11 protein-coding genes are annotated in these 10,892 nt (G+C 65.4%); 6 read left to right on the forward strand and 5 right to left on the reverse strand.

The window, feature by feature from the left end; all coding sequences use genetic code 11:
- The first annotated feature begins 205 nt into the window (after positions 1 to 205).
- The 5 genes from queC (at position 206) to QCE63_RS01790 (ending at position 3,698) form a co-directional block, all read left to right on the forward strand.
- Entirely contained in the window at positions 206 to 940 is a 735-nt protein-coding gene (gene queC, locus QCE63_RS01770) for a 7-cyano-7-deazaguanine synthase QueC (RefSeq protein WP_309829952.1), read from the forward strand.
- Positions 941 to 967: 27 nt separating this feature from the next.
- On the forward strand, positions 968 to 1,600 hold the full coding sequence (gene queE / locus QCE63_RS01775; protein WP_309829953.1) for a 7-carboxy-7-deazaguanine synthase: 633 nt from the start codon (positions 968 to 970) through the stop codon (positions 1,598 to 1,600).
- Between the two features lie 5 nt (positions 1,601 to 1,605).
- On the forward strand, positions 1,606 to 2,052 hold the full coding sequence (queD, locus tag QCE63_RS01780; protein WP_309806937.1) for a 6-carboxytetrahydropterin synthase QueD: 447 nt from the start codon (positions 1,606 to 1,608) through the stop codon (positions 2,050 to 2,052).
- Between the two features lie 186 nt (positions 2,053 to 2,238).
- Positions 2,239 to 3,021, forward strand: coding sequence for an aldolase/citrate lyase family protein (locus tag QCE63_RS01785; protein ID WP_309829955.1), 783 nt, complete (start codon positions 2,239 to 2,241; stop codon positions 3,019 to 3,021).
- A complete protein-coding gene (locus tag QCE63_RS01790) occupies positions 3,018 to 3,698 on the forward strand; it encodes a tetratricopeptide repeat protein (RefSeq protein WP_309829957.1) in 681 nt (226 codons plus the stop codon). The genes QCE63_RS01785 and QCE63_RS01790 overlap by 4 nt, the downstream gene beginning before the upstream one ends.
- A 13-nt stretch (positions 3,699 to 3,711) precedes the next feature.
- Here the strand turns inward: QCE63_RS01790 and rodA are convergent, their stop codons facing one another.
- The 5 genes from rodA to QCE63_RS01815 all read right to left on the reverse strand — a co-directional run bounded on the left by rodA (position 3,712) and on the right by QCE63_RS01815 (position 10,176).
- Positions 3,712 to 4,860, reverse strand: coding sequence for a rod shape-determining protein RodA (gene rodA, locus QCE63_RS01795; protein WP_309833643.1), 1,149 nt, complete (start codon positions 4,858 to 4,860; stop codon positions 3,712 to 3,714).
- Between the two features lie 23 nt (positions 4,861 to 4,883).
- On the reverse strand, positions 4,884 to 7,148 hold the full coding sequence (gene mrdA / locus QCE63_RS01800) for a penicillin-binding protein 2 (RefSeq protein WP_309829959.1): 2,265 nt from the start codon (positions 7,146 to 7,148) through the stop codon (positions 4,884 to 4,886).
- A 122-nt stretch (positions 7,149 to 7,270) separates the two neighbouring features.
- On the reverse strand, positions 7,271 to 7,783 hold the full coding sequence (gene mreD, locus QCE63_RS01805; protein WP_309829961.1) for a rod shape-determining protein MreD: 513 nt from the start codon (positions 7,781 to 7,783) through the stop codon (positions 7,271 to 7,273).
- Positions 7,780 to 8,904, reverse strand: coding sequence for a rod shape-determining protein MreC (gene mreC / locus QCE63_RS01810; RefSeq protein WP_309829962.1), 1,125 nt, complete (start codon positions 8,902 to 8,904; stop codon positions 7,780 to 7,782). The genes mreD and mreC overlap by 4 nt, the downstream gene beginning before the upstream one ends.
- A gap of 228 nt (positions 8,905 to 9,132) precedes the next feature.
- Positions 9,133 to 10,176 carry a rod shape-determining protein gene (locus QCE63_RS01815; protein WP_004189550.1) on the reverse strand — a complete coding sequence of 348 codons (1,044 nt, stop codon included), beginning with the start codon at positions 10,174 to 10,176 and terminating at the stop codon, positions 9,133 to 9,135.
- Between the two features lie 377 nt (positions 10,177 to 10,553).
- Between QCE63_RS01815 and gatC the strand changes: the two genes are divergently transcribed.
- Entirely contained in the window at positions 10,554 to 10,853 is a 300-nt protein-coding gene (gatC, locus tag QCE63_RS01820) for an Asp-tRNA(Asn)/Glu-tRNA(Gln) amidotransferase subunit GatC (RefSeq protein ID WP_309829964.1), read from the forward strand.
- Positions 10,854 to 10,892 lie beyond the last annotated feature (39 nt).

Raw genomic sequence — 10,892 nt, forward strand, 5'->3', positions numbered from 1 at the left:
GCGCCGTGCATCGCGCGGCGCAACGCGAGCTTTCCCGTTCCGCTATCGACGGCATAAAAGGGCGTGCAGGTCCGGGCGCAGGTCGCCGGCCTATACTGGACGCGCGGGGCGTCGCTGCCCGTGCCGCTCATCGCGAATTCCGGTCATTCCGACTTCCTGACGGCGCGCGACGCCATTCTCATACACGGAGTACGGAGTTTTCACGGTGACTCGGACAGACGCTAAAGACAGTGCGCTCGTGCTGTTCTCGGGCGGCCAGGATTCGGCCACGTGCCTGGCCTGGGCGCTCGAACGATACAGAACGGTCGAAACGCTGGGCTTCGATTACGGGCAACGGCATCGCGTCGAACTGGAATGCCGCGACGGTTTCCGCGCCGCGATCGCGCGTGAATTCCCGCACTGGAGCGAGCGTCTCGGTGAGGATCACATGGTCGATCTCTCGGTGCTCGGCGCGATCAGCGAAACCGCGATGACGCGCGAGATCGAGATCGAGGCCACCGCGAACGGCCTGCCGAATACCTTCGTGCCGGGCCGCAATCTGCTGTTCATGACGATTGCGGCAGCGCTGGCGTATCGGCGTGGATTGAAGGTGCTGGTGGGCGGCATGTGCGAGACGGATTTCTCGGGCTATCCCGATTGCCGCGACGACACCATGAAAGCGCTGCAAGTCGCGCTCAATCTGGGCATGGAGACGCGTTACGCGTTGGAGACACCGCTCATGTGGCTCGACAAGGCCGACACCTGGCGTCTCGCGGAAACGCTCGGCGGCGAGGCGCTGGTCGAACTGGTGCGCGTGGAAACGCACACCTGCTATGTCGGCGAGCGCGCGGAACTGCATGACTGGGGCTTCGGCTGCGGCCAGTGTCCGGCATGCAAGCTGCGCAAGCGGGGTTACGAGGCGTATCGCGCGGGCGAGCAGGTCACCGAAGCGCCAGTCTGATTTCTATTCGAGGTTCACAGGGCAGTCATGACGTACGCGGTCAAGGAAATCTTCTACACGTTGCAGGGCGAAGGCGCCAACGCCGGGCGTCCGGCCGTGTTCTGCCGGTTCGCGGGCTGCAACCTGTGGTCGGGGCGCGAGGAAGATCGCGCGGAAGCCGTCTGCCAGTTTTGCGACACCGACTTCGTCGGCACTGACGGCGAGAATGGCGGCAAGTACCGCACGCCCGCCGACCTCGTCGCGAAGATCGCCTCGCTGTGGCCGGAAGGCGCGCAACACAAGTTCGTCGTGTGCACCGGCGGCGAACCGATGCTGCAGATCGACGCGCCCTTCGTCGACGCGCTGCATGAAGCCGGCTTCGAGATGGCGATCGAAACGAACGGTTCCTTGCCCGTGCTGGAGAGCATCGACTGGATTTGCGTGAGCCCGAAGGCGGACGCGCCGCTCGTCGTGACGAAGGGCAACGAACTGAAGGTCGTGGTGCCGCAAGACAACCAACGTCTGGCCGACTATGAGAAGCTCGACTTCGAGTACTTCCTCGTCCAGCCGATGGACGGCCCGTCGCGCGACCTCAACACGAAGCTGGCAATCGACTGGTGCAAGCGTCATCCGAAGTGGCGGCTGTCGATGCAGACCCACAAATACCTGAACATCCCCTGAACGCCGTGCAGACGATCACCCGAAAACTCGAATTCGACGCGGGCCACCGCATTCCCGATCACCGCAGCCAGTGCCGTAATCTGCATGGCCATCGCTACGTGCTCGAAATCACGCTGCAAGGCGATCTCGTCGACGTGGAAGGCGCGCCGGATCGCGGCATGGTGATGGACTTCGCCGACGTCAAGGCGCTCGCGATGGAGCATCTCGTCAATCAGTGGGACCATGCGTTCATCGTCTATTCGGGCGATACCAAGGTGCGGGAGTTCCTGCAAACGCTGACGGATCACAAGACCGTCGTGCTGGACCGCATTCCGACCGTCGAGAATCTGGCGGCCGTCGCGTTCGACATCCTCGCGAACGTCTACGACGCGCACTACGGCGTCAATCTGAAGCTGAAGCGCCTGCGTCTGTACGAGACGCCGAACTGCTGGGCCGACGTCGAGCGCAGCTGAAACGCCGGGCCGTCGCGGGCGAAAGCACGTCCGACGCCCGCGCTTGTGTCACGGTATGATCGTCCGGTAAGTCGCCACCCTCCACGGCGACACGACACGGAGCGCACGCATGCCGTCACTTCTTCCGTCGTTTTTCTCCCTGCGGCCGCGCGCGGCGTCTCTCTCACTCCACGAGGGAGCCGCGCGATGAGCACCTTCACGAATCCCATCAAGCAGCGGCTCGCCGAGCCGGGTCCCCTGTTCGGCCTGTGGCTGTCGCTGGGCAGCGCCGATGCCGCCGAAGCGCTCGCGCACGCGGGCTTCGACTGGCTCTGCATCGACATGGAGCACTCGCCGAACGATAGCGTCGACGTGGTCGCGCAACTCCGCGCGATTGCCGCCGCGCATCTGCCAAGCGAGCCGATCGTGCGCGTGCCCTCCGGCGAAGGCTGGCTCGTGAAGCGCGCGCTGGATGCCGGCGCGCGCACGTTGATGTTCCCCAACGTGCAATCGGCGGAAGAGGCAGCGCGTATCGTGCGCCTCACGCAATATCCGACCGAGGCGGCGCTCGACGGCCTGCGCGGCGTCGCCGGCGCGGTGCGCGCCGCGGCCTTCGGCATGCGCCGCGACTACGTGACCACCGCCAACGCGCAGATCGTGACCATCGTGCAGATCGAATCGGTGGCGGCGCTCGAAGCCGTCGATGAGATCGCGGCGACGCCGGGCGTCGACTGTCTGTTCATCGGGCCGGCGGATCTGGCGGCGAGTCTCGGCCATCTCGGCGACGGCAAGCATCCCGACGTGCAGGCCGCCATCACGAAGATTGCCGACGCGGCGCAGCGCGCGGGCATCGCGAGCGGCATCTTCGCGATGGATGCCGCCAGCGCGAAGCAGTACGCGCAGGCGGGCATCAAGCTGGTGGCGATCGGCGCCGACGTGATGTGGCTGTTGAAGGCGACGCGCCAGGCATTGCAGGAGGCGAGATCATGAACACCGCGCGGGCGTGGGTGATCGCGGCGATGAGTCTGTCGCTGGCGGCAGCTTGGGCGCATGCCGACACCGCGCCCAAGCCAACCGATCTCGCCACGCAGAACGCCGTCGCCGATTACAACGCCGGCAATCTCGTGGCGGCGCGTTCGGAATTCCGGCGCGCGGCGCAGAAAGGCAGCCGTCTCGCCGAATTCAATTACGCGATGATGCTGCTCAACGGCGAAGGCGGCCCGGCGGATGTGCCGGAAGGCAAGAAGTGGCTGCGGCGCGCGGCGGACGCCAACATGACGCACGCGCAGTACGTGTACGGCAAAATGTACGACGATGGCCAGTTCGTCGAGAAGGATCCGGCGGAAGCGCATCGCTGGTTCCTGCGCGCGGCGAATCAGGGGCACGTGCAGGCGGAACTGGCGCTCGCCAACCAGTTTCTCGATGGCCGCGGCACCGCGCGCGACAACACGCAGGCGTTCGCCTGGTACAAGAAGGCCGCGCAGGGCGGCGACATGACGGCGCAGTATGTGGCGGGATCATTCTATGAACGCGGCGGCGATGGCGTCGAACGCAATCTGAACGTCGCCCGGGCCTACTATGCGGCAGCGGCGGCGCAGGGCGATCCGGCCGCGAAGCTCAAGTATCTGCAGTTGAGCGCCGAACTCGAACAGCAGAAACCGCAATAAGGCGCGGTGTGGACTAGCTCTGCATCAGCCGCTTCTGCCGCGCAACGCTCATGATCAGTCCGACCGCCACGCCGAGCGTCGCGAGCGCCGTTCCGCCGTAGCTCATGAACGGCAGCGGCACGCCGACCACGGGCAGAATCCCGCTCACCATGCCGATGTTCACGAACGCGTAGGTGAAGAACGCGAGCGTGAGCGATCCTGCCAGCAAGCGCCCGAAGAAGGTCGCGCCGTTCGCTGCGATGAACAGCCCGCGCGCGACCAGCGCCATGTAGAGAAACAGCAGCACGAGCCCGCCCGCGAGCCCGAACTCCTCGGAGAACACCGCGAAGATGAAGTCCGTGTGCTTCTCGGGAATGAACTCCAGGTGCGCCTGCGTACCCTGCAGCCAGCCCTTGCCGAGCGTGCCGCCCGAGCCGATGGCAATGACCGCCTGAATAGTGTGGAAGCCCTTGCCGAGCGGGTCGGAGGTCGGATCGAGCAGCGTGCAGATGCGGTGCTTCTGGTAGTCGTGCATCATCGGCCAATTGACGTCCGGCTGGCAGATGCGGTCCTGGAACACCGCGACGCACGCGATCACCACGACGCCCGCCGCGAGCACCGGCAGGATCAGCTTGAAACTGAGACCCGCGAAATAGATGACGAACGCGCCCGCGGCGAACACGAGCACGGCCGTGCCGAGGTCGGGCTGCTTGGCGATCAGGGCGACCGGCAGCATCAGGATCACGAAGCCGACCACGTAGTCCCACCAGCGAATGTTGCTCTCGCGTTTCTGGTAGTACCAGGCGAGCATCAGCGGCATCGCGATCTTCATGATCTCCGACGGCTGGATCACCACGCCGACATTGAGCCAGCGTTTCGCGCCCTTGCGCGTGAGTCCGAAGGTGGCAACCGCGATCAGCAGCGCGACGCCGACCGTATAGAGCGGCACGGCAAAGCGCATCAGCGTCTGCGGCGGGATGTTGGCGAGCACCCACATCAGGCCGAAGGTCAGCATGATGTTGCGCAGCTGGTCTTCCACGCGGCCGGGCACGTCGAGACTCGCGCTGTACAGCGTCACGATGCCGACGCACAGCAGCAGGAACACGATGAGCGCGAGCGGTTTGTCGAAGCCCGCAAACATGCGCTTGGCGCGGTCAAGCCACTCGCGCTTGTCGAATTGCATGTGCAGTTGCATGACGGTTTCCTTTATTCGTCGATGCCGCCGGTCGGCGCAAGCACGCGCACGCCGTCGTTCTCGTTGCCGCGCACCATCGAGGGCGCGCTTTCCGCCGGGCGTTTCTTCGGCGCGGGCGTGCGGCCGGGCGCGGACGCGGGGAGGGCGGCGGCGGACGCGGCGCGCGGCTTCTGCGCCTTCGCTGCGGAGGCGGGCAGCGGCGGCGCTGAAGCCGCTTTCGCGACCGCGGGATTCGACGCCGCCTGCGGCGAAAACGCCGGTGATGACTTCGCGACCGACGCAGGCAATGCGGCCGTGGCAGGTGACTCGGTGCCGCCGATCATCGGCAGGCCGGCATCGGTCGTGGCGGACGCGGCGGCGGCCACCGCAGCGGCTTCGGCGCCCGGCTTGAGGCGGTCGACGAGATAGTAGTCGAGCACCTTGCGCGCGATCGGACCGGCCGATTCCGCGCCCCAGCCGCCGTTCTCGACGATCAGCGCAAGCGCGATCGTCGGGTGATCCGCCGGCGCGAACGCGGTGAACAGCGCGTGGTCGCGCAGATGTTCGGCGAGCGCATGCCCCTTGTAGTTCGCGCCCTGCAGCGAATAGACCTGGGCCGTGCCGGTCTTGCCCGCCGCCTGATACGGCGCGCCCGCGAAGACCTTGGCCGCCGTGCCGTTGTTGACGACGCCTTCCAGCGCGCGCTTGATGAAGTCGATGTCCTTCTGCTGCACGTTGATCTTGTTGCTCGGATCGCGCACAACGACGCGCATGGCCTTGCTGATCGGATTTTCGATGTCGCGCACGAGGTGCGGCTTCATCACGACGCCGTTGTTCGCGAGCGTAGCCATGGCGTGCGCGAGCTGCAGAATCGTGAACGAGTTGTAGCCTTGGCCGATGCCCAGGCTGATCGTTTCGCCCTCATACCAGCGCTGCTGTTCCGGCCGGCGATACGCCTTGCGCTTCCACTCGGTGGACGGCAGGATGCCGCGCGCCTCGCCCGCGATGTCGATGCCCGTGATCTGGCCGAAGCCCCACGGCTTCATGAAGTTGGCCATCGCGTTGACGCCGAGGTCGTGGGCCAGCATGTAGAAGTAGGTATCGTTCGAGACCACGATCGCGCGGTTCATGTCCACCCAGCCCTGACCCGAACGCACGTCGTTGCGGAACGTGTGGCCGCCGAAGGTGTACGAGCCCGGATCCTGGAAGCCCCAGCCCGGCGTGCGCTTGTGCAGCGTGAGCGCGGCCAGCGCCATGAACGGCTTATAGGTGGAGCCCGGCGGATAGGTGCCGTGCAGCGGCCGGTTCAGCAGCGGGTGATCCGGCGAGTTGTTGAGCGCGTCCCAGTTCTGCTGGTCGATGCCGTCGACGAAGGAATTCGGATCGAAGCTCGGCGCCGACACGAACGCGAGCACGTCGCCGGTGGACGGCTCGATCGCGACGAGCGCGCCGCGCTTGCCCGCGAAAGCCTGTTCGGCCACCTGCTGCAAGCCGATGTCCAGCGACAGCACGAGATTGTTGCCGGGCGTGGCCTGCGTGCGCGACATCGTGCGCACCGGACGGCCGCCCGCCGTCACTTCCACTTCCTCGAAACCGGTCAGCCCGTGCAGTTCGGTTTCGTAACTCTGCTCGACGCCGATCTTGCCGACGTAATCCGTGCCCTTGTAGTTGTTGGCATCGAGGCGCGGATCGTAGTGGTCGGAGTTTTCGTCGTTGGCGTCGCTGGCGTCGTCGATGCGTTCCTGATCGCGCTGCGAAATGCGCCCGATGTAACCAATCACGTGCGCCGCCGTCATGCCCAGCGGATATTGACGGAACAGCCGCGCGCGCACTTCCACGCCAGGGAAGCGGAAGCGCTGCGCGGTGAACTTGGCGACTTCGTCGTCGGTGAGACGCGTGCGGATCGGCAAGCTTTCGAAGTTCTTCGAGTCTTCCAGCAGCTTCTTGAAGCGCCGGCGGTCGCGCGAGTCGATCGAGATGACCTGCGCGAGCTCGTCGATCACTTCGTCGAGCGTGCCGTTGATCTTCGACGGCGTGATTTCGAGCGTGTACGCCGAGTAGTTCTTCGCCAGGATCACGCCGTTGCGGTCGGTGATGATGCCGCGATTCGGTACGATCGGCGCCACCGAGATGCGGTTTTCGTTCGCCTGCAACGAATACTTGCTGAAGTGCCAGACCTGCAGATACAGGAACCGCAAGCCGATCAGCCCGAAGCAGACGAACACGAACAGGCCCGCCGCTGCTACGCGCAGGCGGAACCTGGACAACTGCTGCTCGGTGTTCTTGATTTCGGTCATGCGCGTTGTGTGCTTCTCGTGCGATTCGTGTGCGATTCGTTCGGCCGGGGTCTCGCGATTCAAGTGTAGTCCGCCCGCGGGCGCTGCATCGGCTGGCGCTCGATTGCGGCGGCGGGGCCGGGTCAGATCGGGCGGGTGTCGTCGGGGTCGGCGGCGCGGCGCTGCGGCATCAGCAGGAAGAAGCTCGCGACCGGCCACAGCAGCGCTTCCACGAAACCGTTGACCAGATAGCTCCAGCCCGGAAAGGCGGCGCCCGTCATCAGGCGGATCACGAACGGCACCAGATGCGTGCCCACCAGCAAAGGCGCCACGACGAACATCTGCACCGGCAGCGCCATCCATAGCACGCGGCGGTGAATGGTGATCGCGCCGTAGGACAGCAGCGTGTAGGCCAGCGCGTGTTCGCCCAGCAGATTGGCGTTGTGGACGTCCATCAGGATGCCCAGCATGAATGCGATGCCCATGCCGACCTTGCGCGGCTGATGCACGTTCCAGAACAGCAGCACCAGCGCGACGAAGTCCGGCACGCCGATCAGGCGTCCCCACGGCATCAGGTTCAGCAGGAAGGCGGCGGCCAGGCTGAAGGTGATGAAGTACGGATTGACCGGCTGCAGGATGTATTGCGGGCGGTTCATCGCGCGGCTCCCGATGAAGCGGGCTTGGGCATATGCGCTTTCTTCGACGGTCGCGCCGCCGGATTCGATGCCGCCTTGGGCGCTGCGGCCCTCGCGGCGGGTTTTTCAGCCGGCTTCTCTGCGGGCTTTTCCGCGGCTGCGGGCGCGGAGCCCGCAGCCGGCGCCGATGCGCCGCTGGCCCCGGCTGCAACTGCCGCCGATTTCGCCGCGGGCTTCTTCTTGCCCTTGTTTTCCTTCGCTTCCTTGGCCGCCGCGGCGGCTTCCACTTCGATCGGATTCGGCGGCTCGTTGCGGTTGTAGTGCAGCACGAGCAACTGGCGCGCGCCGCGCACCGCCGCCACCGGCACGCACACCACGCGCGCGAACGCCGTGTCGGCCTGCTTGTCGACGCGCAGCACCTTCGCGACCGGCAGCCCCGGCGGATAGATGCCGTCGAGACCGCTGGTCACGAGGTCGTCGCCGGCCTGGACATCGGCGCTGATCGGCACGAAGCGCAGGTCGAGCGTGTCGCCCTTCGGCGTGCCGTAGATGACGCTGCGCAAGCCCGTGCGGGCGATCTGCACCGGCACGGCCTGATCCTTGTCCGTCAGCAGCGTCACTTCCGACTGCAACGGGAACACGCGCGTCACCTGACCGATCACGCCATCTTCGGTAACGACCGGCGCGCCGTCCTGGATGTTCTGCTGAGAACCCTTGCCGATCACGACCTTCTGCGTGAACGGATCGCGCGTGTCGTACTGGATCTCGGCGGGGGTTTCGTCGGTCGAGGCACGCGACTGCAGGTTCAACAGCGCGCGCAGATGCGCGTTCTCGACGGCGAGTTGCGCCGCGTCGCCGGCCTTCGCGGAGAGTTCGAGGTTCTTGTCGGCGAGCTTCTTGTTCTCATGGCGCAATGTGGCGCTGGTCACGGCGAGATCCGCCGCGCCCATGAAGATGTCGCGCGGCACGAGCGCCGCGCGCTGCAGCGGATAGAGTCCCGCGCCGAGCATGCCGCGCACGATTTCGAGCGTGCTGAAACGCGCGTCCGAAACCAGCAATGCGATCGCGAGGACCACAAAGAAGATCAGGCGCGCGAGCGCGGAAGGGCCTTGCTTGAAAAGGGGCGGCGGACTGTATTCCATGGTCGGCGCCGAGGGCGTGAACGGATGGATCGATGCTGCAGGCTTGGCCGCTAGAAGCGGGGCCTGCCCTACGCGGGTTCGACAACGGCCCGGACGCCTGCCGGGCCGTGCTCGCGTCGCGTTACGCGGGACATTGTAGTGGCCGTGCCGAAGACCGCGCCGATTGCCCGCGAACAGCGGCGAGCGGGGGAATCAGCGGGCGTTGCGGCGGCACTGCCACGGAGCGGCTTACTCGTAGGAGAAGATGCTGCCGAGCTTGTCCATGCGCTCGAGCGCCATGCCCGAGCCGCGCACCACGCAGGTCAGCGGGTCTTCGGCGACGAGCACCGGCAGGCCGGTTTCCTCGGCGAGCAGGCGGTCCAGGTCGCGCAGGAGCGCGCCGCCGCCCGTCAGCATCATGCCGCGCTCGGCGATGTCCGCGCCGAGCTCCGGCGGCGTCTGTTCCAGCGCGATCTTCACCGACGACACGATCTGGTTCAGCGGGTCCGTCAGCGCTTCGAGAATTTCATTGCTTGAAATAGTGAAGCTGCGCGGAATGCCTTCGGAGAGGTTGCGGCCCTTGACTTCCATTTCCTTGACTTCGGAGCCGGGGAAGGCCGAACCGATTTCCTTCTTGATGGCTTCGGCGGTTTGCTCGCCGATCAGCATGCCGTAATTGCGGCGGATGTAGTTGACGATGGCTTCGTCGAACTTGTCGCCGCCCACGCGCACCGAGCCCTTGTACACGATGCCGCCCAGCGAGATGACGCCGACTTCCGTCGTGCCGCCGCCGATGTCGACCACCATGGAGCCGGTGGCTTCCGAAACCGGCAGGCCCGCGCCGATGGCCGCGGCCATGGGTTCTTCGATCAGGTACACCTGGGAGGCGCCGGCGCCGTGCGCGGCTTCCTTGATGGCGCGGCGCTCGACCTGGGTGGAACCGCACGGCACGCAGATGATGATGCGCGGCGACGGCGAGAACATGCGGGATTCGTGCGCGGTCTTGATGAACTGCTTGATCATCTGCTCGGTGACGGTGAAGTCGGCGATCACGCCGTCCTTCATCGGCCGGATGGCTTCGATGTTGCCGGGCACCTTTCCGAGCATCTGCTTGGCTTCCTTGCCGACCGCCTGAATGGTCTTCTTGCCGTTGGGACCGCCTTCCTGGCGAATGGAAACGACCGAGGGCTCGTCGAGGACGATGCCTTTGCCGCGCATGTAGATCAGCGTGTTGGCGGTGCCGAGGTCAATGGCCAGGTCGTTGGAGAAATAGCTGCGCAAAAAACCGAACATTCAAAAATCCTGTCTCGCTGGGGATGGCCGTTCGTCGCTCGAAGCGCCGGAAACGGCAGCGGAAAAGTAACGGTTTGCCGGGCGGCAAACCGACGCCGCAGGCCGCAAAACCGGGAGAAAATCTACTGCTGAGCGGATGGTCCGATGCAAACGTTTCTCGCAAGGGACGAATCCAGGGAGAAAGCCGCTGACAGGCCGATCCAGAGGTGAGTCGAACGTGTAATGATACCTTATAATTTGGGGGCATCTACAGGAAATGGATGGCATCCGCCGTCATCCCAAAGCCTGCTTCCAGGGGCTCCTTCCAGGTTCGTAACTGGCTGACGCAGCTAGAGTTTTCGCAACTGGGGCGGTCCACGCTTTTCTCCGGTGATCCCATGTCTTTGACCCTGACCGACGTAAAACGCATCGCGCATCTGGCGCGGCTCGAACTGCCCGAGCACGAAGCCGAACTCACACTCGCGCGGCTCAATGACTTCTTCGGCCTCGTCGAGCAGATGCAGGCTGTTGACACGACCGGCATCGAACCGCTCGCGCATCCGATCGAACAGATCGAGGAAGTCGCGCTGCGTCTGCGCGACGACGCTGTTTCAGAGCACGTTCAGCGCGAAGAGTTCCAGCGTTCCGCGCCTGCCGTACAGGACGGCCTGTATCTCGTGCCCAAGGTGATCGAATAAGTCAACGGCCGCCGGCGCTGCGCGCGCCGGACTCAGCCA

The sequence above is a fragment of the Caballeronia sp. LZ065 genome, assembly GCF_031450975.1.
Taxonomy (GTDB): domain Bacteria; phylum Pseudomonadota; class Gammaproteobacteria; order Burkholderiales; family Burkholderiaceae; genus Caballeronia.